This window comes from Pseudomonas sp. DrBHI1, assembly GCF_002205115.1.
Classification (GTDB): domain Bacteria; phylum Pseudomonadota; class Gammaproteobacteria; order Pseudomonadales; family Pseudomonadaceae; genus Aquipseudomonas; species Aquipseudomonas mosselii.
The window spans coordinates 13598-36403 of record NZ_NIBE01000093.1 but is presented as its reverse complement, the minus strand read 5'-3'; the positions used below and the strand labels follow the sequence as shown (position 1 = coordinate 36403).

Genomic DNA, 22806 nt, shown 5'->3' with positions numbered 1-22806 from the left:
GCGGCTGCCGACCACGGCGCTGCGCTGGTGATCGAGGTCCAGCACCGGAGCGAAGCTCAGGTCCAGGCCCACCGCCAGCACCTCGGTGGCCATCAGCCAGCCGCACTGCTCGGCCAGGTACTCGGCGTTGGCGTTGTCGGCGATCGCGCGCATGGCCGGCAGGCGCACGAAACCCTGGCGCAGACGCTGGACCCGCCCGCCTTCCTGGTCCACGGCGAGGATCAGTTCGGGGCGGATGGCGCGGATCGACGCGCACAGCTCGCGCACCTGACGCGGGCTGTCGATGTTGCGGGCAAAGATGATCAGGCCGGCCACTTCGGGCTGGCGCAGCAGATGGCGGTCTTCGGCGGTCAGCCATTTACCGGCGATATCCACCATCAGGGAGCCTTGCAGGCTGGAAGTCATAGGGAGTCCTTCATGGGAGGAGGTCCAGGGGCGCTTCGCCGTGGCGCGGGCGCACGCAACCATCGGACAACGAACTGCCCGATGGTTCAGTGGCGAAGCGGCCGTGGTGGCGGAAAATGCGGCGGGAGACAAGGTCTGGCATGGGCGTTAGCTTAGCGCAAGCGCCCTGCCCCGCCCAGTGCTCAGGCCTTGGCGGGGGCGGCGGACTTGCTGCGCGGACGCAACTGCGCCGTGGCCATGGCCTCGTCGGTAACGCCGCTGTCGGCGCGCATGCCGGCGGCCAGGAACGGCACCATCAGGCGCATGACCTGCTCGATCGAGGTGTTGATGCCGAAATCGGTCTCGGCGATGGCCCGCAGGGCCTTGATCCCCGACATGCTGAACGCCGCGGCGCCAAGCATGAAGTGCACGCGCCAGAACAGCTCCAGCGGCGGAATACGCGGCGCGGCCTCGTTAACCAGCAGCATGTAGCGGCGGAACACCTTGCCGTACATGTCTTCCAGGTAACGTCGCAGATGACCCTGGCTCTGGCTGAAGGCCAAGCCCAGCAGGCGCATGAAGATCGACAGGTCGTTGTTGCTGCGCGGCTGCACGGCCAGGGCCTGCTCCACCAGCATTTCCAGCAGCTCCTCGAGCGAGGCCTTCTGCTCGGGACGCGCCTGGCGGCGTTCCAGCTCGCGCTCCAGGCTCGCGCAGAACGGCCCCAGGAAGCGCGAGAACACCGCCTGGATCAGGGCTTTCTTCGAACCGAAATGGTAGTTCACCGCCGCCAGGTTGACCCCGGCCTTGCTGGTGATCAGCCGCAATGAGGTTTCCGCGAACCCGCGCTCCGCGAACAGCTGCTCCGCCGCATCGAGGATGCGTTCAACGGTTTCCGATTGGGCCATGACTACTCCGCCTGACAAACAGTTGTTTGAAACATACGTTTCAGACCTGCCAATGTCAAGGCTGGGTGACCGGTCGGTCGCCATTTAAAAGCGCCAAGAGTCAGGCTGCAAGCGACAAGATGCGTCGGCCATCCGATCTTTCTTGGTCCGGGTGGGTTGCAGGCTGCGAGCCACTGTATATAATCCCAGTCACTGTATAAAAAGACAGAGCCCTCGCCCATGCTGAAACTGACGCCACGCCAAGCCGAGATTCTGGCCTTCATTAAGCGCTGCCTCGAAGACAACGGCTTCCCGCCGACCCGCGCCGAGATCGCCCAGGAGCTGGGCTTCAAGTCACCCAACGCCGCCGAGGAACACCTGAAGGCCCTGGCCCGCAAGGGCGCCATCGAGATGACCCCCGGCGCCTCCCGCGGCATCCGCATTCCCGGCCTGGAGCCGAAAAGCGACGACAGCGGCCTGCCCATCATTGGCCGGGTCGCCGCCGGCGCACCAATCCTCGCCGAGCAGCACATCGAGGAATCCTGCAACATCAACCCGGCCTTCTTCCATCCCCGCGCCGACTACCTGTTGCGCGTACACGGCATGAGCATGAAGGACATCGGCATCTTCGACGGCGATCTGCTGGCCGTGCACACCACCCGCGAAGCCCGCAACGGCCAGGTGGTGGTGGCCCGCATCGGCGACGAAGTGACCGTCAAGCGCTTCAAGCGCGAAGGCAGCAAGGTCTGGCTGCTCGCCGAAAACCCCGAATTCGCCCCCATCGAAGTCGACCTGAAAGAACAGGAGCTGGTGATCGAGGGCTTGAGCGTCGGCGTCCTGCGCCGCTGAACCAGGAGGCGCCATGCAGCCGTTCACCCATGCACCCCAGCAAGCCCAGCTGCCGCTGTTCGAAGCCTTTCTCGCCCAGCCGGTTCTGCCTGGCCTCAAACCCGCCCCGACGCCGCGCAAGAGCAGCCAGCCCGAGCTGTTCAGCGAACTGACCCTGCGCGGCGCACCCGGGCATTGCCAGAGTCTGCTGGCACCGGTCCTGCGCGAACTCAGCGAAGAAGACGACAGCCGCTGGCTGACGCTCATCGCCCCGCCCGGCAGCCTCACCCAGGCCTGGCTGCGCGATGCCGGCCTGAACCGTGAACGCATCCTGCTGCTACAACCCGGCGGCAACCAGACCGCCCTGCAACTGGCCTGCGAAGCCTTGCGCCTGGGCCACAGCCACACGGTGGTCAGCTGGCTAGGCACCCTGAATAGCAATGCTCGTCAACAGCTCCAGCGCGCCGCCGCCAGCGGAAACGCACAAAGCCTGAACATCCGCCTCGGCTGATGTTCAGGCTTTGCCTGTCAAACGCTTGAAACCCTGGGCCTGTAACCTGCCTCAGTGAAGGACGCGTGGCCCCTCTTCACGCTCGAAGTCACCCTCGACGAGGCGACCGGCCATCTGCACGCCGACGCTGAGCATGGCCTTGGCCACTTCCACATGCTGTCCTTGCAGGAATGCCTTGGCATCCTCGGAGAAATCCAAGGTCACCAGGGAGCCTTCATCTTCGGCGCGGCGCAGCTCGATCCGGCCATCAGGCAACTCGACAATTTCTAGAAAGGACGTTGACATAAAGGGCCTGCTTTTCACGAAAGGCCAGTAGTGTACCAGCCATGGCGGCAGTCAGCACTCACTCAGCGCTTCGCGGAAGCGTCTCACCAGGCTTTTCAGATTCTGCCTCCAGGCTTCGAGCTCCTCGCGGGAAAGCTCGGCTGGCTCGCGCGCGTCCAGATTGACGGCTTGGATCAGCGGTTGGGTGACGTCGCCCTTCACGGGTTTCTGCGCGACCGGCGGTCGGAACAAATCGGCATAAGCGGCCAGCAGACGCGCCAGCCAGGTTTCCGGTTGACGGGCGAGCTCCAGCAGCTCGGCCATTTCCGGGATCGCCACGCTCTGCAGCACCTCGTCACTGAACAGCAGCTCGGCCCGTGGCGCTGAAGCCTGCGGCAAGCGGTAGAAGCCGGCGATCTCGTGGCACAACCCCAGCAGTGCGCCATACAGGTGGAACAGCGCCGATTCGCGCTCGGCCTGGAGCAGGCCCTGGGCGTTCATGGCCTGGCTGTCGACGGCCTTGGCCATGGATTCCAGGGCGAGGCCGGCGAAGAACAGTTTCTGGTTGGTGCGGGTGTAGAGTTCCTGGGCCATTTCGGCTGACTCCTGAAGGCTGCAAGACGATTGCCTGCAGTTTCAGGGATTGCGCTTTGCTTGTCATCAAATGACTGGGGCCGCTTCGCGGCCCCAGTCACAACTTAGATCAGCGCTTGTCTTCTACCTTCCACGCCTTGCCGTCGTAGAACGCCTTCCAGCCGGTCGGCTTGCCGTCGACCTCGGACTGCACGTACTGCTCCTTGGTCTTGCGGCTGTAGCGAATCACCGCCGGGCGCCCATCCGGGTCCTTCTGCGGCGCTTCGCAGAGGAAGTGGTACTTCGGATCGATCTCGTGCTTGTGCGGAACGATCTCCAACACCAGCGGCGCACGGGTCTCGCGGTTCTTCGGGAACTGGCTGGCGGCCAGGAACAGCCCCGAAGCGCCGTCGCGCAGCACGTAGGTGTCGTCGACCTTCTCGCACTTGAGCTCCGGCATGTCCACCTTGTCCATCTTCGGCGGCGCTGCCTCGCCGCTCTTGAGCAACTTGCGGGTGTTCTTGCAGGTAGGGTTGGTGCAGCCGAAGAACTTGCCGAACCGGCCGGTCTTGAGCTGCATCTCACTGCCGCACTTGTCGCACTCCAGGCTCGGGCCTTCGTAGCCCTTGATGCGGTAGCTGCCCTCCTCGATCTCGTAGCCAGCGCAGTCCGGGTTGTTGCCACAGATGTGCAGCTTGCGCTTCTCGTCGAGCAGGTAGGCGTCCATCGCAGTGGCGCAGATCGGGCAACGGTGCTTGCCGCGCAGCACCAGCGACTCGGACTCGCCCTCGTCGTCGGCGGCGATCTCGTCGCCCGGCACCAGGTTGACCGTGGCCTTGCAGCGCTCCTTCGGCGGCAGGCTGTAACCCGAGCAGCCAAGGAACACACCGGTGGAGGCGGTACGGATCATCATCGGCCGGCCGCATTCCTTGCAGGCGATGTTGGTCAGGGTTGGCTGGTTGGCCCGCATGCCGTGCTCGGTGGACTCGGCAGTCTGCAGCTTCTTGCTGAAGTCGCCATAGAACTCGTCAAGGACGTTCTTCCAGTCACGCTCGCCCTGGGCCACGTCGTCGAGGTTCTCTTCCATGCCTGCGGTGAAGCCGTAGTCCATCAGGTTGGCGAAGCTCTCGGACAGGCGCTCGGTGACGATGTCGCCCATTTTCTCGGAGTAGAACCGACGGTTGTGCAGGGTAACGTAGCCACGGTCCTGGATAGTCGAGATGATCGCCGCGTAGGTCGACGGCCGGCCGATGCCGCGCTTTTCCATTTCCTTGACCAGGCTCGCTTCGGTGAAGCGCGCCGGTGGCTTGGTGAAATGCTGGCTGGGATCGAGCTGGATCAGCTTGAGCGCCTCGCCCTGGGCCATTTCCGGCAGCACGTCGTCCTCGCCCGGCTTGCTCTGCTGCGGCAGGACGCGGGTGTAACCGTCGAACTTGAGGATGCGGCCCTTGGCACGCAGCTCGAACTCGCCGGCCACCACGGTGACGCTGGTGGACAGGTATTGCGCCGGCGGCATCTGGCAGGCCAGGAACTGGCGCCAGATCAGCTCGTACAGGCGCTCGGCGTCACGCTCCATGCCGCTGAGCTTGGTCGGATGGGTGTTTACATCCGACGGACGAATCGCCTCGTGCGCCTCCTGGGCGCCTTCCTTGCTACCGTAGACGATCGGCGCGGCGGGCAGGTACTGCTTGCCGAATTCTTTCTCGATGTAGCTGCGCGCCATCTCGACCGCGTCGGTCGACAGGTTGGTCGAGTCGGTACGCATGTAGGTGATGTAGCCGGCTTCGTACAGACGCTGGGCCATCATCATGGTCTTCTTCACCCCGAAGCCCAGGCGGTTGCTCGCGGCCTGCTGCAGGGTGGAAGTAATGAACGGCGCCGAAGGCTTGCTGCTGGTCGGCCGGTCCTCGCGCTTGCTCACGCTGTAGCTGGAGGCCTTGAGCTTCTCCAGCGCGGCCATGGCCTGGGCTTCGTTGAGCGGCTTGAAAGCTTCGCCCTTCTCGCGAGCCACCTCGAAACGCACCTTGGCGTTCTTGGCGGTGCCCAGGTCGGCGTGGACTTCCCAGTACTCTTCCGGATTGAACGCGCGGATCTCGCGCTCACGCTCGACCACCAACTTTACCGCCACCGACTGCACACGACCTGCGGAGAGGCCGCGGGCGATCTTGGCCCACAGCAGCGGCGAGACCATGTAGCCGACCACGCGGTCGAGGAAGCGCCGCGCCTGCTGGGCGTTGACCCGGTCGATATCGAGCTCGCCCGGCTGGGAGAAGGCTTCCTGGATAGCCTTTTTGGTGATCTCGTTGAACACCACGCGCTTGTAGCGGCTGTCGTCGCCGCCGATGGCTTCGCGCAGGTGCCAGGCAATGGCTTCCCCCTCGCGATCCAAGTCGGTTGCGAGATAGATGGTGTCGGCATCCTTGGCCAGGCGGCGCAGTTCCTCGATCACCTTCTCCTTGCCGGGAAGGATCTCGTACTTGGCCTTCCAGCCCGCTTCCGGGTCGACGCCCATGCGCGCGACCAGGGTGCGGCGCGCCTTCTCCTTCGGCGACAAGGCCGGGGCCTGGGCCGCGGTCTTGCCGCGCTTGGCCGCCGGTTCCTTGCTCGCACTGGCGGAACCGCTGGTGGGAAGGTCACGGATGTGGCCGATACTCGACTTCACCACGTACTGGCTGCCCAGGTACTTGTTGATGGTCTTGGCCTTGGCCGGGGATTCCACAATGACCAGCGATTTGCCCATGGATCGGAGTATTCCTGAATCTGAAGATGAAAAACGCGTCAGGTGCCGGACGCGGCACCGCTATATATAGTGGCAAAAGAGTGAGGTCAAGCGTGGTCGATCACTCGTGCGCCTTGCCAAGCCGCTCGCCCAGCCCCTCTTCGGCCTTGACCAAAGCAAAGCGTGGCACCTGCTCGCCGTCAACCTCGACGGACTCCTGGAACATCGAAAGTGGCCTGACCCAGTAGCTGTAGTCACCATACAGGCACTGGTAGAAGACCATCCATTCTTCGCTTTCGGAATGCCGCGCCGCACTGAACACGCGGTATTCAGGGCCTTTGTAATGCCGGTACACACCAGGTTGTATCTGCATGTCACTCGCCCTCTTGAACAAATCCTGTAAAAAACAAAAGCCGGGGCACATGGCCCCGGCTGCTGTCCCGCAACGCGATCAGACGCGTTCGAAGACAGTGGTGATGCCTTGGCCCAGGCCGACACACATGGTGGCGACGCCCAGGGTACCGCCATTTTGCTTCATGACGTTGAGCAGGGTGCCGGAGATCCGCGCACCGGAGCAACCGAACGGGTGGCCCAGAGCGATGGCGCCGCCGTGCAGGTTAACCTTCTCATCCATCTTGTCGAGCACTTTCAGGTCCTTCAGCACCGGCAGGGCCTGTGCGGCGAAGGCTTCGTTGAGCTCGAAGAAGTCGATGTCGGCGATGGACAGGCCAGCACGCTTGAGGGCTTTCTGCGTCGCCGGGACCGGGCCGTAGCCCATGATCGCAGGGTCGACACCGGCCACCGCCATCGAGCGAATCACCGCCAGTGGCTGGATCCCCAGGTCCATGGCGCGCTGGCCGGACATGACGATCATGCACGAGGCGCCGTCGGTGATCTGCGAGGAGGTACCCGCGGTGACGGTGCCACCTTTGGGGTTGAACGCAGGCTTGAGCGACGCCAGGCCTTCGAGGGTGGTTTCCGGGCGAATGGTCTCGTCGTAGTCGAAGACCTTCAGGAAGCCGTTCTCGTCGTAACCCTGCATCGGGATGATCTCGTCCTTGAACTTGCCCTCGACCGTCGCCTTGTGGGCGAGCTGGTGCGAACGCAGGCCGAACAGATCCTGTTGCTCACGGGTGATGCCGTGCATCTTGCCGAGCATCTCGGCGGTCAGACCCATCATCCCGGAAGCCTTGGCGGCGTGCAAGGACATGTGCGGGTTGGGGTCGACGCCGTGCATCATGCTGACGTGGCCCATGTGCTCGACGCCACCGACCACGAACACATCACCGTTACCGGTCATGATCGCCTGTGCGGCGGTGTGCAGCGCGCTCATCGACGATCCGCACAGGCGGCTGACGGTCTGGGCGGCGGAGGTGTGCGGGATCTGGGTCATCAGCGACGCCATGCGGGCGATGTTCCAGCCCTGCTCCAGGGTCTGGTTGACGCAGCCCCAGATCACGTCCTCGACTTCCTTCGGATCGACCTTGTCGTTGCGCTCCAGCAGCTTGCTGATCAGGTGCGCGGACATGTCCTCGGCGCGGGTGTTGCGGTGCATGCCACCCTTGGAACGACCCATCGGCGTGCGACCGAAGTCGACAATCACCACGTCTCTTGGATTCAGGCTCATATCAATATTCTCGCTCTAGCTCGTTGGGCGCTCAGTTGAAGAAGCGCTGGCCGTTCTTGGCCATTTCGCGCAGCTTCGCAGTGGGGTGGTACAGCGGCCCCAGGTCGGCGTACTTGTCGGCCAGTGCGACGAACTCGGCGACCCCGATCGAATCGATGTAGCGCAGCGCGCCACCGCGGAAGGGAGGGAAACCGATACCGTAGACCAGGCCCATGTCGGCTTCGGCGGCGGTTTCGACGATGCCGTCTTCCAGGCAGCGCACGGTTTCCAGGCACAGTGGCACCATCATCCAGTTGATGATGTCCTCGTCGCTGACTTCACGCTGCTCGAAGATCACTGGCTTGAGCACGTCGAGCACGCTGGCGTCGGCGACTTTCTTCGGTTTGCCGCGCTTGTCGGTCTCGTAGGCGTAGAAGCCCTTGCCGTTCTTCTGACCGAGGCGGTTGGCCTCGTAGAGGGCGTCGACGGCGGAGCGACGATCGTCCTTCATGCGGTCCGGGAAGCCTTCGGCCATCACATCGCGGCCGTGGTGGCCGGTGTCGATGCCGACCACGTCCATCAGGTAGGCCGGGCCCATCGGCCAGCCGAACTTTTCCATGACCTTGTCGATGCGCACGAAGTCGACGCCGGCGCTGACCAGCTTGGCGAAGCCGCCGAAGTACGGGAACAGCACGCGGTTGACCAGGAAGCCCGGGCAGTCGTTGACCACGATCGGGTTCTTGCCCATCTTCTTGGCGTAGGCCACGGTAGTCGCGACCGCGACTTCACTGGACTTCTCGCCGCGGATGACTTCGACCAGCGGCATCATGTGCACCGGGTTGAAGAAGTGCATGCCGACGAAGTTTTCCGGGCGCTTGAGCGCCTTGGCCAGCAGGTTGATGGAGATGGTCGAGGTGTTGGAGGCCAGGATGGCATCTTCCTTCACCTGGCCTTCCACTTCAGCCAGTACCGCTTGCTTGACCTTCGGGTTCTCGACCACGGCCTCGACGACGATGTCGACGTTAGCGAAATCGCCGTAGGACAAGGTCGGACGAATGGCGTTGAGTGCCTCGGCCATCTTCGCCGGGGTCAGGCGCCCCTTCTCGACGCGCTTGCCGAGCAGCTTGGAGGCCTCGTTCAGGCCCAGCTGGATGGCTTCCTCGCGGATGTCCTTCATCAGGATCGGCGTGCCCTTGACCGCCGACTGGTAGGCGATGCCGCCACCCATGATGCCAGCGCCGAGCACGGCGGCCTGCTTCACGTCGTGGGCGATCTCGTCATGGGCCTTGGCCTTGCGCTTGAGCTCCTGGTCGTTCAGGAACAGGCCGATCAGGCTCTCGGCGACCGAAGTCTTGGCCAGCTTGGCGAAGCCGGCGGCTTCGACTTCCAGGGCCTTGTCACGGCCGAAGTTGGCAGCCTTCTGGATGGTCTTGATGGCCTCGACCGGCGCCGGGTAGTTCGGGCCGGCCTGGCCGGCGACGAAGCCCTTGGCGGTCTCGAACGCCATCATCTGCTCGATGGCATTGAGCTTGAGTTTTTCCAGCTTGGGCTGGCGCTTGGCCTTGTGGTCCAGCTCGCCGCTGATGGCGCGCTTGATCAGGTCCAGGGCACCGGCCTGCAGCAGCTCGGGCGCCACCACGGCGTCGACGGCGCCGACCTTCAGGGCGTCCTCGGCACGGTTTTCCTTGCCCGAGGCGATCCACTCGATGGCGTTGTCCGAGCCGATCAGGCGCGGCAGACGCACGGTGCCGCCGAAGCCTGGGTAGATGCCCAGCTTGACTTCCGGCAGGCCGATCTTGGCGCTGCTGGACATGACCCGGTAGTCGGCGGCCAGGCACATCTCCAGGCCGCCACCCAGGGCAATGCCGTTGATGGCGACGACGGTCGGCACCTGCAGGTCTTCGAAGTCATTGAAAATGCGGTTGGCTTCCAGGTTGCCGGCGACCAGTTCGGCCTCGGGCAGCTTGAAGTTGTCGACGAATTCGGTGATGTCGGCGCCGACGATGAACACGTCCTTGCCGCTGCTGACGATCACGCCCTTGATCGAGGCATCGCCCTTGATCACGTCCACGGCCTGACGCAGCTCGTTCAGAGTGAGACGGTTGAACTTGTTGACGGACTCACCCTTGAGGTCGAACTTCAGTTCGACGATGCCGCTTTCAAGAGCCTTAACCGTGATGGCTTTACCTTCGTAAATCATCAACTGATCTCCACGATATGGAAGCTGAACAGTACACGTCGAACGCTGGCGCAAGAGCCGGTCTACCGGTCACTCGCTCCAGGCACACCCGTCGACGCGCTAATCGGGATTCTGTAAGAGCCGTCTGACATACAAACGCTCAATTCATACGCCCGTTTGACTTGGGTGTGCACACATTCTCCGAAATGAACGGCGTTGTCAAATGCTCGCGAACACCGTGAAAACGCGACTTTCCAGTCATCTTCTACCCACCGGGTACGAAAAATGATGACAGTGATCGCCGACCATTCATGTCAGCGATAGACCATCACCGACGGCGAACGGCGCTTTTTTCTAAACGCATTCGCCAACGATGGCTACACTGGGCCTGCATGAAAGTGTTTCCGGCCTGCCTGGCCCTTTTCTGCACTGCAGAACGCAAAACGGCGCGCAAGAGCATGGTTGCTCCTGCGCGCCGTTTTGCGTTGATCAGGTTAGGCGAGGGTATCGAGGGCCTGGGCAATATCCTGCAAAACAGATTTATCGCCCCGCTCGCTCCAGTACAGGGCGATCATGCGCCGGTCGGCCTCGACCTTGTAGACGGTTGCCGGCAGACGAGCGAAGACCTCGGCCAGACGCGGCTCCTCGCAGGGTTCGCGCCACTGGTTCCACCACACGCCCGGACTGATCTGCCAGTAGCACCAGCAGTCCTCGCGGCCCTTGCGCCGCGCCCGGTGGTATTGCGGACAGGGGCTGGGCGGCTCCTTTTCCAGCCAGTGCGGCCACTGCTGCGGTGCCAGCTGCATGGCCAGCCCCATGCGCCGCCCCTCCAGGCGCAGGTTCATCTGTTCGCTCTGCTTGCGCGACTGACGCAGCCAGGCCAGCGGGCTGAGCATCAGCGCAAGGATTGACACCACTAGCCATACCGTCATATCTGTAGACCTTATAAAGCGTTGCAAATGAGCGGGTTATCCAGGTTTCACGCACGCCCGGCCCGAAAGCGACCATACTTCTACTATCGCGATTGTCAGGAGTACTGCACATGTCCTACGAACATCTTCTGGTCGCCGTCGACCTGACCGAAGAATGCGACCCGGTGATCAAGCGGGCCAAAGCCATCGCCCTGGCCAGCGGCGCCAAGGTATCCCTGGTGCATATCGTCGAACCCATGGCCATGGCCTTCGGCGGCGACGTGCCAATGGACCTTTCGCAGTTGCAGCAGCAACAGTTCGACCAGGCCAAGGAGCGCATGGACCGTCTGTACAACAAGTATCCGGACATCAATCGTGGCGATTCCCACCTGGTCTACGGCCAGCCGCGACAGGAAATCCACCAGTTGGCCAAGGATCAACACTGCGACCTGATCGTGGTGGGCAGCCATGGTCGCCATGGCCTGGCGCTGCTGCTGGGCTCCACCGCCAATGACGTGCTGCACGGCGCGCCGTGCGACGTACTGGCGGTGCGGTTGCAGAAGAAGGCCGAGTAAGCCTGTAATCGCGGGGCAGGCCCGCTCCCACACAGCTCGCCAGACGGGGCTGCGTGGGAGCGGGCTTGCCCCGCGATGCGTTCAGCCTTCCAGCTCGGCCCAGCGCTCCACCAGCACGTCCAGCTCGCCCTGCAGCTTCTCCAGCTTGGCCAGCACTGCGGTGGTTTCATCGATAGGACGCTGGTAGAAGTTCGAGGCATTGACCTCTTCCTGTACCTCGGCCATCTGCTGTTCCAGCGCATCGATCTGCCCTGGCAGCGCCTCCAGCTCGCGCTGCAGCTTGTAGCTGAGCTTCTTCTTGCTGGCATCGGCAGCAGGCGCGACGGCAGCGGCAGGTGCCTGCTCTTCCACCGTCTTGGCTACCACCGCGCTGTTGAGCTCGGACTTGCCGCCCTTGCTCTCGGTCACGCCCAGCAGTTTCGGCGAACCACCCTGGCGGATCCAGTCCTCGTAGCCACCGACGTACTCGCGCACACGGCCCTCACCCTCGAACACCAGGGTGCTGGTCACCACGTTGTCGAGGAAGGCCCTGTCGTGGCTGACCATCAGCACCGTGCCCTTGTAGTTGGACAGCACTTCCTCGAGCAGCTCCAGGGTCTCGACGTCGAGGTCGTTGGTCGGTTCGTCCAGCACCAGCAGGTTGGCCGGCTTGCTGAACAGCTTGGCCAACAGCAGGCGCGCGCGCTCGCCGCCGGACAACGCCTTGACCGGCGTGCGCGCACGCTGCGGACTGAACAGGAAGTCGCCGAGGTAGCTCAGCACGTGGCGGTTCTGGCCATCGATCTCGATGAAGTCGCGGCCTTCGGCCAGGTTGTCGATGACAGTCTTTTCCAGGTCCAGCTGATGGCGCATCTGGTCGAAGTAGGCCACTTCCAGCTTGGTGCCGCGTTCGACCTTGCCAGACGTCGGCTCCAGGTCACCGAGCATCAGCTTGAGCAGCGTGGTCTTGCCGGTACCGTTGGCGCCGAGCAGGCCGATGCGGTCCTGGCGCTGCAGTACCATGGAGAAGTCCTTGACCAGTTTCGGGCCATCCTTGTGGGCGAAGCTGACATCTTCCAGCACCATCACTTGCTTGCCTGACTTGTCAGCCACTTCGATCTGGATATTGGCCTTGCCCTGGCGCTCACGGCGCTCGCTGCGCTCCACGCGCAGCGCCTTGAGCGCGCGTACGCGGCCTTCGTTACGGGTACGCCGGGCCTTGATGCCCTGGCGAATCCACACCTCTTCCTGAGCCAGGCGCTTGTCGAACAGCGCGTTGGCAGTGGCCTCGGCGGCCAGCTCAGCCTCCTTGTGCACCAGGAAGCTGGCGTAGTCGCCGTTCCAGTCGATCAGCCCGCCACGGTCCAGCTCGAGGATGCGTGTAGCCAGGTTCTGCAGGAAGGAGCGGTCGTGGGTGATGAAGAGCACCGCGCCGTTGAAGCCGCTCAGGGCCTCTTCCAGCCAGGCAATGGCGCCGATATCCAGGTGGTTGGTCGGCTCATCGAGCAGCAACAGGTCGGGCTCGGACACCAGTGCCTGGGCCAGCAGCACGCGACGGCGCCAGCCGCCGGAGAGCTCGGCCAGGGTCTTGTCGGCCGGTAGCTGCAGGCGGCTCAGGGTGCTTTCCACCACTTGCTGCAGGCGCCAGCCGTCGCGGGCCTCCAGCTCATGCTGGACGTGCATGAGCTTTTCCAGGTCGTCATCGCCGTGGATGTTCTGGCTCAGGTGGTGGTACTCGGCCAGCAGCTCGCCCACGCCATCCAGGCCTGCGGCCACCACGTCGAACACGCTGCGCTCGTCGGCCACCGGCAGTTCCTGCGGCAGCTCGCCGATCTTCAGCCCCGGCGCGCGCCAGATATCGCCGTCGTCGGGCTTCTGCTCGCCCTTGACCAGGCGCAGCATGCTCGACTTGCCCGTGCCGTTGCGGCCGATGATGCACACCCGCTCGCCACGGGCGATCTGCCAGGACACTTTGTCCAACAGCGGCATGGCGCCGAACGCGAGGGACACATCGCTGAATTTGAGCAGGGTCATGATCATCTCCAAAAACCGGGCGCGCATTCTACCTGACTTGCCCCTTCACGGCATCAAAAGCCCATCGCCGGCAGCAGGGCGTCGGATAACAACTCGATACAAGCACAGTGCTTTCACCCGCCACCGGCAAACGGCTAAGCTAGACACTAATACCCAACAGTGCTGGCTCCGCCGTCACTTTCCATGGTTCTACTGCCCGGACGTATCATGCGCAGCCGCCTGTTACAAATTGCTTCCTGCCTGCTGCTCACCGCCACCGCCGCGAGCGCCGCACAGGCCGTCGACATCACCCAGCAGCGTCAGTACTACGACGAGGCCAAGCGTGCCCTGGCCAAGGGCGACAAGGGTCCTTACCTGCGTTACGCGCAGGCGCTGCGCGATTATCCGCTGACACCCTACCTCACCTATGACGAGCTGACCGCCCGCCTGAAGAGCGCCAGCAACGAGGAGATCGAGGGCTTCCTCAAGGCCCACGGCGACCTGCCCCAGGCCAACTGGATGAAACTGCGCTGGCTGCGCTGGCTGGCTGAACGCGGCGAGTGGAACACCTTTACCCGATACTACGACCCCAAGCTCAACTTCACCGAGCTGGATTGCCTCAACGGCCAGTACCAGCTCTCCCACGGCCTGCGCGCCGAAGGTTTTGCCACCGCCGACAAGCTGTGGAACGTCGGCAAGTCGCAGCCCACCGCCTGCGACACCCTGTTCGCCATGTGGGCCGCCGAAGGCCAACTGACCGAGGCCAAGCGCTGGCAGCGCGCCAAGCTGGCGGCCCAGGCGCGCAACTATGGCCTGGCCAACAGCCTGGTCAAGACCCTCACCACCCTCGCCCCCCAGGGCAAGCTACTGATCGACGTGGCGCAAAAGCCGGAGTTGCTCAACCAGCCATCGCGCTTCACCCCGGTCAACGAAGCCATGTCCGACGTGGTCAGCCTCGGCCTGCGCCGCTTGGCCCGCCAGGACCCCGAGCAGGCCATGGCGCTGCTCGACGACTACGCCCAGCGCATGCACTTCTCCCGTGACGAGAAGGTCGCCATCGCCCGCGAGATCGGCCTGACCCTGGCCCGGCGCTACGACCCGCGCGCCCTCGACCTGATGACCCGCTACGACCCCGAGCTGCGTGACAACACCGTCAGCGAATGGCGCCTGCGTCTGCTGCTGCGCCTGGGCCGCTGGGAGGACGCCTACGAGCTGACCAGGCGCCTGCCCCAGGACCTGGCCAGCAGCAACCGCTGGAAGTACTGGCAGGCACGCAGCCTGGAACTGGCACAGCCGAACAACCCGCAGATTCCGCTGCTGTACAAGACCGTCGCCCGCGAGCGCGATTTCTACGGTTTCCTCGCCGCCGACCGGGCGCAGACGCCTTACCAGTTGAACAACAAGCCGCTGGCACTCAGCCAGGCGGTGATCAATAAGGTCCGCAACACCCCGGGTGTGCGTCGCGCCCTGGAGTTCCATGCCCGCGGCCAGATCGTCGAGGGCCGGCGCGAGTGGTACCACGTCAGCCGTCACTTCAACCGTGACGAGATGGTCGCCCAGGCCCGCCTGGCCTACGACATGCGCTGGTACTTCCCGGCCATTCGCACCATCAGCCAGGCCCAGTATTGGGACGACCTGGACATCCGCTTCCCCATGGCCCATCGCGACACCTTGGTGCGCGAAGCCAAGGTCCGCGGCCTGCATTCAAGCTGGGTGTTCGCCATTACCCGCCAGGAAAGCGCCTTCATGGAAGACGCCCGCTCCAGTGTCGGCGCCAGCGGCCTGATGCAGCTGATGCCAGGCACGGCCAAGGAAACCGCGCGCAAGTTCAGCATCCCGCTGGCCTCGCCGGCCCAGGTATTCAACCCGGACAAGAACATCCAGCTCGGCGCCGCCTACCTGAGCCAGGTGCACAGCCAGTTCAACGGCAACCGCGTGCTGGCCTCGGCCGCCTACAACGCCGGCCCCGGACGCGTACGCCAGTGGCTCAAGGGCGCCAAGCACTTGAGCTTCGATGTGTGGGTCGAGTCGATTCCGTTCGACGAGACGCGCCAGTACGTGCAGAACGTGCTGTCGTATTCGGTTATCTATGGGCAGAAGCTCAATTCACCGCAACCGCTGGTGGATTGGCATGAACGGTATTTCGACGATATGTGATCGAACCCTTTCGCGAGGCAAGTCGCATCGGCGCACCGATGTGACTTGCCTCGCGATGGCACTAATCGAGGACCTGGACGTCCATTCCCACCTGCAGCTGCCCCTCGCCATCCACCGCCAGGTTCTGGCCAAACAGCACATCCCCTTCCTTCTCGCGAAACGTCTTGAGCGTGGTCAACGGCTCGCGGTCCGGGCTGCGCTCGCCCGTGACGGGATCAAGGGTGGTGAGGATGCAGCGCACGCTCGGCTTGAGCACGCGGAAGGTCATGTCACCGATACGGATACGCTTCCAGCGGTCCTCGGCGAAGGCCTCGGCCCCCTCGACCACCAGGTTCGGGCGAAAACGCAGCATCTCCATGGGGCGCCCCACCCGCTGGCTCAGCTCATCCAGTGAGGCCTGACCGATCAGCAGCAACGGAAAACCATCGGGAAACGCTGCCCGGTCACTGTTGAGGCCGTAGCCGCTGGGCAGGTAGCGGGCCCGCTGTTCGGGGCAGTACACCAGCCTTACCGCCTTGCCCAGCAGGTCGCTGAGCCAGGCTGCAGCCGCATCGCCGGCATCGGGTACGCGCAAGGTGTCCCGCCAGATGGTGACGCCGCGCAGGGCCTCGTCGGCCGGCGGCACGGGCACCTCCAAGGGTGCCTGTCCCGGTGCCTGCAGCAGCAACTGGCCCTGCTCGCCGTAATCGGCGCCGACCTGCCCCAACCGGGGCCAGGCCCGCTGGGTCAGGAAGCGGCCATTCTCCTCCTCCACCACCAACCAGCGGCGGTCACCGTCCAGGCCCAGATTGCCGACCGCGGACGCTTGCAGGCCTTGGGCCCGCCCCGATTTTACCGGGTATCGATACAACGCACTCAGAAACATCCCTGCTCACCTGGTTGCCATTTAAAAACCAAGCTTACACCTAGGCGTGATCCATGTTCAGACGCTGACGCACCACATCCACCAGACGATCGGGCTGGAACTTGGACAGGAAGTTGTCGCAACCGACCTTCTTGACCATGGATTCGTTGAAACTACCCGACAGCGAGGTGTGCAGCACCACGTAAAGGCCACGCAGGCGCGGGTCGTTGCGGATCTCGGTGGTCAGCCGGTAACCGTCCATCTCTGGCATTTCGGCATCGGTGAAAATCATCAGCAACTTCTCGCAGACATTCTCCCCGGCGTCGGCCCAACCCTTGAGCAGCCGCAGGGCCTTGAGGCCGTCGCTGGCCACGTGCAGCTTCACTCCCAATTGCGACAGGGTGTCGCGCAACTGCGCCAGGGCCACGCTGGAGTCGTCTACCAGCAGCACTTCGCGGCCACGGGCGCGGGCCAGTACCGGGTCTTCCAGCTTGTCGCGGGACACCTTGGCGTTGTACGGCACGATCTCGGCCAACACCTTCTCCACGTCGATGACCTCCACCAGCTTCTCGTCGACCTTGGTGATCGCGGTGAGGTAGTGCTGGCGACCAGCGCTGGCCGGTGGCGGCATGATGGCTTCCCAGTTCATGTTGACGATACGATCGACACCGCCTACCAGGAACGCCTGCACCGAACGGTTGTATTCGGTGACGATGATGGTGCTGTCAGGACCCGGCTGCAGCGGGCGCATGCCGATCGCCTGGGACAGGTCGATCACCGGCAGCGTCTGGCCGCGCAGGTTGACCACGCCGCAGACGAAGGAATGGCGTTGCGGCATGAGCGTCAGCTTTGGCAGCTGCAGCACTTCCTGGACCTTGAATACGTTGATGGCGAACAACTGTCGGCCGGCCAGACGGAACATCAGGATTTCCAGGCGGTTCTCACCCACCAGTTGCGTGCGTTGGTCTACCGTGTCGAGAATGCCAGCCATTGGAAAGCCCCCAGGCGTGAGTCGGTAAAAATGAATGCATCCCCCTGTATCGGCGGATGCGCGCGTAGCTTGACCCCTGATGGAAAAAGCCGCTCCAGGTGATTGATATCACTTTACCATCATGCTTTACTGCTGCCACATCCCGCCGCGTCCCTCGCTCGCAACGAACGAACCACCTGAATCCTCATCAGGGAAACCCCTAGTAGCAATCGGGTGCAACCTGATGTTCGCAATATCCATTAGCCATTAATGTGACGCCATTCTCACTGCATGAACGGAGTCAGGCTTTTGCGAGCAATCATCTTGGTACGGCCAATCCCTGACCACGGGGCGCCATGATGGATAGCACACCACTGCACAACGCCGCCGTGGCGGCCTTTTTGCAGGACGCGCAGGTCCTGCTGGCCAGATCCCAGGAATGCCTGCAGCACCTGGAGCTGATCGCCAACGACCCGGACGCCTGCCACAGCCTCACCACTGCACTCGACACCCTGGCCCGCCGTGCAGACACGCTCGGCCTGCTCGAGGTCGCCCACTATGCGTTCGCCTTGCAAAAGCTGCTAGCACCCACCTGCGCCCAGCAGCACCTGCACGGCAGCAGCCTGCCTGCACTGGACGCCTGCCTGACCCTGCTCGACTGGCAACTGGAGTTGCTCGACCCACACACCGGCCAGCTAGGCATGGACACCGATGAACAGCGGCAGCTGCTGGGTGAACTGGCCACCGCACTGGGCCAGCCGTCCGTGCAGCTGTGCGCGGACTGCCAGCAGACGGGGGTGTTCTGCGCTCACCCCCATACAGTGGATAACGGTACCGAGGCTTGCGACCTGCAACACTAAAGCGAGCAACTGAGTCCCAACTAAGCCCGCACCCGGGTTAAACTTGCAAAGTTGGCCAAGTTTTTCCAAATGTGTTGGCAAAGACGAAATGTTAGTTATTCCACACCCAGCGGAAACATCATTTAATAATGGCACTCTGCTAGCCATCCCCTCGCCCGACAGGCCCGCCACAGCCCGGAAAATACGAGCTTTCAAGCAGTTATCCCCCCGCGACCAAACTCAATCAAAGTGATAACATGCGTGCATTCGAACATGCGCGCCCAGGTTATCGGCCGATTGGATCCGCATCCGACACTTGATGAGTGGTGGAGCGGAAAAATCTCGGGGCAGACGCGTGCAATGCTAAAAACCGCTATAACTCAGTGGCTTCCTTATCTATGCTCCCACGCTTGAAGTTTCTCCAGCGTTGTCGCCCCCCCGTTGCCCTGCTGCGCTGGACGACCGCCCTGCTGTGCGTTGCATCGCTGGCGGCAAACCTGGTGGTGTACCTGAGCACTCAGCCCTTGTCGGCCAGCCAGCTGCTGCTGCAACTGCTGGCGATGCTCGGCGTCGGCTGGCACCTGCGCCACTGGGCGCGCTCGATCAGCCTGCGCCCGGCGGAATTGGCCACGCGCATGCTCAAGGTGCAGGAAAGCGAGCGCCAGCGACTGAGCCGCGAGCTGCACGACGATATCGGCCAACTGCTGACCGCCGCCAAGCTCCAGGTCGACTGGCTGCAACGCCGGGTACCGGCCGAGCTGCAGGAGCACTGCAGCACCCTGCGCAGCACCCTGGACCTGACCCTGAGCAACGTGCGCGACGTTTCCACCATTCTCAACCCGCGCCAGCTGGCCAGCCTGGGCCTGGAGGCAAGCCTGCGCGCGCACCTGCTGCGCACCCTGGAGAACACCGAGGTACACTGGAGCCTGGAATGCAACCAGCGCCTGGGCGGCATCAGCGAAGAAGTGGCCATGGCCGCCTTCCGCATTACCCAGGAGGCGGTCACCAACATGCTACGCCACGCCGACGCGCGTAATCTGGTGGTTAGGTTGCAACGCACCCCGGCCGGCCTGGCCCTGTCGATCCACGACGACGGCGGCGGCTTCGTTCCGGCCCAGTTCCCCGCAGAATACGGCCAGCGCGGCATGGCTGGCATGCAGGAGCGGGTGACCGCGCTGCAAGGCAGCCTGACCATCACCAGCCAGCCCGGCCAAGGCACCCAGATAGAAGCCCTCTTTCCGTGGCCACCCCGCAGCCAAGAACGCGCCAGGACCCCTGCCCCCGATGACCTGTAGATTACTGCTGGTGGACGATCACTCCCTGATTCGCGCAGGCGTCAGGGCACTGGTATCGGACATCCCCGGTTACACCGTGGTCGGCGAAGCCGACGACGGCAGCCAGCTCCTGGACCACGTGCTGCGCCTGGCGCCAGACATCGTCCTGCTGGACATTTCCATGCGTTCGACCAGCGGTCTGGACGCGCTGACGCAATTGCGCGCAAACGGTTGCACCTGCAAGGTCCTGATCCTGTCGATGCACACCGATCCGGAATTGATCATGCGTGCCTTGGAAAGCGGCGCCCACGGCTACCTGCTCAAGGACACCACGGCCACCGAACTGGAACAAGCGCTCACCGCGCTGCGCAACGACGAACGCTACCTCAGCCCGGCCATCGCCCACACTGTCATCAACCAGGCGCTGCTGCGCGCCCAGAACAGCCGCCAGCCGAGCAGCGAAGGTCACAACCTGACCGGTCGCCAGCTGGAGATCCTGCGCCTTATCGTGCGCGGCAAGTCGACCCGAGAGATCGCCGCCGGCCTGGGCCTGTCGATCAAGACCGTGGAGACCCACCGCTCGCAGATCATGAAACGCCTGCAGATCTACGACGTGGCGGGCCTGGTACTGTTCGCCGTGCGCGAAAAGATCATCAGCCTGGACGACTGAGCAGCGGCGAGTCCGCAGGCAAATGCACGCGCAACGCCTGCGGCATGGCCTCGAAACGCAGGCTGGCGGCCTGCAGCGGCTCGCCGTCGAGGTTCATGTCCAGCCCCTGGGCACCCTTGATTTCCACCCATGGCAACCGCGCACGAACGAACAGTCCGTCGCCGGCCAGCAAGTCGCGCAAGGCCCCCGCCACCTCCTGCGGCGCCGGCAGAATGCCGATATCCAGCAGGCCGTCATCCACCGTCGCCTCCGGGCACAGCACATGCCCGCCGCCGGCCTGGCGGCCGTTGCCGATGCCCAGCGCCAGCAATTCGCCCTGCCACTGGAAGCCGGGCCCCTGCAGTTTCACCGAGGCGGCCTGCAGCTCGCTGAAGCGTGACAGGCCGGTGAACAGGTAGGCAGCCGCACCCAGCACTTTCTTCAGGTCTTCCGAGGTGTTGGCCGTGACCTGGCTGCCGAAGCCCCCGGTGGCCATGTTCAAAAACAACTGGTCGCCCACCCGCCCCAGGTCGATCGGCCGCGCCGGCACCTCCAGCAGGTCGAGAGCCGCCTGCGGTTCGAGGGGCACGCCGGCCGCCCTGGCGAAGTCGTTGGCGGTACCCAGCGGCAACAGTGCCAGGCTGGCCTGGGTCGCGGCCAGGCCCATGGCTTCGGCCACATCACGCAACGTGCCGTCACCGCCACCGGCCACCACCTGGCCATAGCCCGCGGCCAGGGCCTCGCCGACCAGGCGCTGGGCGTCGCCGCCCTCCCAGGTCAGGCGCACATCCAGGGTCCAGCCCCGCTCGCGCAGCTGGCCCACCGCGGCTCGCACCTCTTCGTTGCCGGCCTGTTTGCCATGCAGGATCAACAGTGCCTTGCGCTCGCTCATGCCGTTCTCCCCGAATAGAAATGCCCTACCGCAATCTCGACCACTGCGACGAGCAGATTGCTCCCTGCTACGCCGAAAAACCGCCGCTTCACACAAATGCCATTGAAAGCCGAGCATCACAGGTGCATCATCTGACAAATATTTGGCCATCACGGACGAAGCCGACTCGAAAAGTCATTTTATTGACTTTGTGCCGCCAGACGCCTGACAGGTCGTGATTTCCGTGCATTGCGCCGCCCCCGGCGCCCTGATTCGAGGCTGTGACTATGAGCGTTCTGATCCCCTGCATCATCGCTGGCGGCGCCGGCACCCGATTGTGGCCGGTCTCCCGCGAGGCCATGCCCAAGCCCTTCATGCGCCTGCCCGATGGCATGAGCCTGCTGCAGAAGACCTTCAGCCGCGCCAGCAGCCTGCCCGGCGTCGAGCGGGTACTCACGGTGACCAACCGCGAAGTGGTGTTCCGTACCCAGGACGAGTATCGCCAGGTCGGCAGCCAGCGCATCGCCCTGGACTTCATCCTCGAACCCTTCGGTCGCAACACCGCCCCCGCCATCGCCGCCGCAGCGCTGCACTGCGCCCGCCTGCATGGCGAGGACAGCCTGCTGCTGGTACTCCCCGCCGACCACCTGATCCAGGACCAGGACGCCTTCGAGGCGGCTGTCCAGCGGGCCATGGCCCTGGCCGCACAAGGCTGGCTGACCACCTTCGGCCTGCTGCCGACCCGCGCCGAGACCGGCTTCGGCTACATCGAACTGGGCGAGCCGCTCGACGGCGACAGTTACCGGGTCGCCCGCTTCGTCGAAAAGCCAGACACAGACACCGCCCAGGCCTACCTGGACGGTGGCCGGCACCTGTGGAACGCCGGCATGTTCTGCCTGCGCGCGGGCACGGTGCTGCAGGAGCTGCAGGCCCACGCCCCCGAGCTGCTGCACAACGTGACCCACTGCCTGGTGCAGAGCGCGTTCAAGGAGGGGGCGTGCGGCCAGCAGGTGGAACTCGACGCCGACAGTTTCGCGCTCGCACCTGATATCTCAATCGACTACGCGCTCATGGAGCCCTCCACCCAGGTGGCCGTGGTGCCCTGCGCCATCGGCTGGAGCGATATCGGCAGCTGGGAAGCGGTGCGCGAGCTGCGCCCGGCCGACAGCCAGGGCAACCACTGCAACGGCGAAACCGTGCTGCATGACGTGAGCAACTGCTACATCGACTCGCCGCGACGGTTGGTGGGCGCGGTGGGCCTGGACAACCTGATCGTCATCGACACCCCCGACGCCCTGTTGATCGCCGACGCGGCGCGCAGCCAGGAGGTCAAGGTGATCGCCCAGCAACTCAAGCGACAGGGCCATGACGCCTACCGCCTGCACCGCACCGTGACCCGCCCCTGGGGCCTGTACACCGTGCTCGAGGAAGGGCCACGGTTCAAGATCAAGCGCATCATGGTCCGCCCCGGCGAATCGCTGTCGCTGCAGATGCACCATCACCGCAGCGAGCACTGGATCGTGGTCAGCGGCATGGCCTGCGTGACCAACGGTGAAGAGGAGTTTCTGCTCGACACCAACGAGTCGACCTTCATCAAGCCCGGGCGCAGCCATCGCCTGACCAACCCCGGCGTCATCGACCTGGTGATGATCGAGGTGCAGAGCGGCGAGTACCTGGGCGAAGACGACATCGTGCGCTTTACTGATATCTATGGACGCGCCCCGGCAGCAGCATCTGCTTGACTGCCAGCGGGCGCGTCTTGCCATCCAGGGC

General features: G+C 64.0%; 21 protein-coding genes. 8 read left to right on the top strand and 13 right to left on the bottom strand.

From position 1 onward, the window contains the following. Window positions 1-393 (bottom strand): glycoside hydrolase family 3 N-terminal domain-containing protein (locus CC207_RS27790; protein ID WP_305880225.1); only part of this gene is annotated, 393 nt, incomplete at its 3' end. 194 nt (window positions 394-587) lie between these two features. Further along, a complete protein-coding gene (locus tag CC207_RS19135; protein ID WP_028692735.1) occupies window positions 588-1292 on the bottom strand; it encodes a TetR/AcrR family transcriptional regulator in 705 nt (234 codons plus the stop codon). A 219-nt stretch (window positions 1293-1511) separates the two neighbouring features. On the opposite strand from CC207_RS19135, the gene lexA reads away from it, so the two are divergent. Together lexA and sulA are read left to right on the top strand one after the other, a co-directional pair. Further along, window positions 1512-2120, top strand: a complete 609-nt coding sequence (lexA, locus tag CC207_RS19130; RefSeq protein WP_028692736.1) for a transcriptional repressor LexA — start codon at window positions 1512-1514, stop codon at window positions 2118-2120. Window positions 2121-2133: 13 nt separating this feature from the next. Continuing rightward, window positions 2134-2610, top strand: coding sequence for an SOS-induced cell division inhibitor SulA (gene sulA / locus CC207_RS19125; RefSeq protein WP_062359586.1), 477 nt, complete (start codon window positions 2134-2136; stop codon window positions 2608-2610). Between the two features lie 51 nt (window positions 2611-2661). On the opposite strand, the gene CC207_RS19120 is transcribed toward sulA, so the two are convergent. From CC207_RS19120 to CC207_RS19090, 7 genes are all read right to left on the bottom strand, one after another. Continuing rightward, entirely contained in the window at window positions 2662-2895 is a 234-nt protein-coding gene (locus CC207_RS19120) for a hypothetical protein (RefSeq protein WP_023630868.1), read from the bottom strand. Window positions 2896-2946: 51 nt separating this feature from the next. Then, window positions 2947-3468 carry a DUF6586 family protein gene (locus CC207_RS19115; RefSeq protein ID WP_088852580.1) on the bottom strand — a complete coding sequence of 174 codons (522 nt, stop codon included), beginning with the start codon at window positions 3466-3468 and terminating at the stop codon, window positions 2947-2949. A 109-nt stretch (window positions 3469-3577) separates the two neighbouring features. After that, complete coding sequence (gene topA, locus CC207_RS19110) at window positions 3578-6187, bottom strand: type I DNA topoisomerase (RefSeq protein WP_062359588.1); 2610 nt, start codon at window positions 6185-6187, stop codon at window positions 3578-3580. Window positions 6188-6287: 100 nt separating this feature from the next. After that, on the bottom strand, window positions 6288-6539 hold the full coding sequence (locus CC207_RS19105; RefSeq protein WP_028692740.1) for a DUF1653 domain-containing protein: 252 nt from the start codon (window positions 6537-6539) through the stop codon (window positions 6288-6290). A gap of 78 nt (window positions 6540-6617) precedes the next feature. Beyond that, window positions 6618-7793, bottom strand: coding sequence for an acetyl-CoA C-acyltransferase FadA (gene fadA, locus CC207_RS19100; protein ID WP_028692741.1), 1176 nt, complete (start codon window positions 7791-7793; stop codon window positions 6618-6620). Window positions 7794-7824: 31 nt separating this feature from the next. After that, window positions 7825-9972 (bottom strand): fatty acid oxidation complex subunit alpha FadB, encoded by a 2148-nt coding sequence (gene fadB / locus CC207_RS19095; protein ID WP_050704828.1) that lies wholly within the window; start codon window positions 9970-9972, stop codon window positions 7825-7827. Between the two features lie 473 nt (window positions 9973-10445). Next, window positions 10446-10883: a hypothetical protein gene (locus tag CC207_RS19090; RefSeq protein ID WP_028692743.1), complete on the bottom strand. Its 438-nt coding sequence runs from the start codon at window positions 10881-10883 to the stop codon at window positions 10446-10448. Window positions 10884-10993: 110 nt separating this feature from the next. Between CC207_RS19090 and CC207_RS19085 the strand changes: the two genes are divergently transcribed. Then, window positions 10994-11437, top strand: coding sequence for a universal stress protein (locus CC207_RS19085; RefSeq protein WP_028692744.1), 444 nt, complete (start codon window positions 10994-10996; stop codon window positions 11435-11437). An 81-nt stretch (window positions 11438-11518) separates the two neighbouring features. Here the strand turns inward: CC207_RS19085 and CC207_RS19080 are convergent, their stop codons facing one another. Continuing rightward, complete coding sequence (locus CC207_RS19080; RefSeq protein ID WP_028692745.1) at window positions 11519-13450, bottom strand: ATP-binding cassette domain-containing protein; 1932 nt, start codon at window positions 13448-13450, stop codon at window positions 11519-11521. 207 nt (window positions 13451-13657) lie between these two features. Between CC207_RS19080 and CC207_RS19075 the strand changes: the two genes are divergently transcribed. Further along, window positions 13658-15586, top strand: a complete 1929-nt coding sequence (locus CC207_RS19075) for a transglycosylase SLT domain-containing protein (RefSeq protein WP_028692746.1) — start codon at window positions 13658-13660, stop codon at window positions 15584-15586. Window positions 15587-15647: 61 nt separating this feature from the next. On the opposite strand, the gene CC207_RS19070 is transcribed toward CC207_RS19075, so the two are convergent. Further along, the gene (locus CC207_RS19070) at window positions 15648-16451 is read right to left on the bottom strand and encodes an MOSC domain-containing protein (RefSeq protein ID WP_028692747.1); all 804 of its coding nucleotides are present in this window, start codon (window positions 16449-16451) and stop codon (window positions 15648-15650) included. 40 nt (window positions 16452-16491) lie between these two features. Then, window positions 16492-17421, bottom strand: coding sequence for a chemotaxis protein CheV (locus CC207_RS19065; RefSeq protein ID WP_028692748.1), 930 nt, complete (start codon window positions 17419-17421; stop codon window positions 16492-16494). 338 nt (window positions 17422-17759) lie between these two features. Here CC207_RS19065 and CC207_RS19060 point away from each other — a divergent pair, with 338 nt between their 5' ends. The 3 genes from CC207_RS19060 to CC207_RS19050 all read left to right on the top strand — a co-directional run bounded on the left by CC207_RS19060 (window position 17760) and on the right by CC207_RS19050 (window position 20183). Further along, a complete protein-coding gene (locus CC207_RS19060; RefSeq protein ID WP_036986768.1) occupies window positions 17760-18260 on the top strand; it encodes a hypothetical protein in 501 nt (166 codons plus the stop codon). A 377-nt stretch (window positions 18261-18637) separates the two neighbouring features. Further along, window positions 18638-19534: a sensor histidine kinase gene (locus tag CC207_RS19055; protein WP_028692750.1), complete on the top strand. Its 897-nt coding sequence runs from the start codon at window positions 18638-18640 to the stop codon at window positions 19532-19534. Next, the gene (locus tag CC207_RS19050; protein WP_028692751.1) at window positions 19524-20183 is read left to right on the top strand and encodes a response regulator transcription factor; all 660 of its coding nucleotides are present in this window, start codon (window positions 19524-19526) and stop codon (window positions 20181-20183) included. Before CC207_RS19055 ends, CC207_RS19050 begins: the two co-directional genes overlap by 11 nt. Here the strand turns inward: CC207_RS19050 and yegS are convergent. Further along, window positions 20167-21054: a lipid kinase YegS gene (yegS, locus tag CC207_RS19045; protein ID WP_088852579.1), complete on the bottom strand. Its 888-nt coding sequence runs from the start codon at window positions 21052-21054 to the stop codon at window positions 20167-20169. The genes CC207_RS19050 and yegS overlap by 17 nt on opposite strands. 266 nt (window positions 21055-21320) lie before the next feature. Here yegS and CC207_RS19040 point away from each other — a divergent pair, with 266 nt between their 5' ends. After that, a complete protein-coding gene (locus CC207_RS19040; protein ID WP_088852578.1) occupies window positions 21321-22775 on the top strand; it encodes a mannose-1-phosphate guanylyltransferase/mannose-6-phosphate isomerase in 1455 nt (484 codons plus the stop codon). Window positions 22776-22806 lie beyond the last annotated feature (31 nt).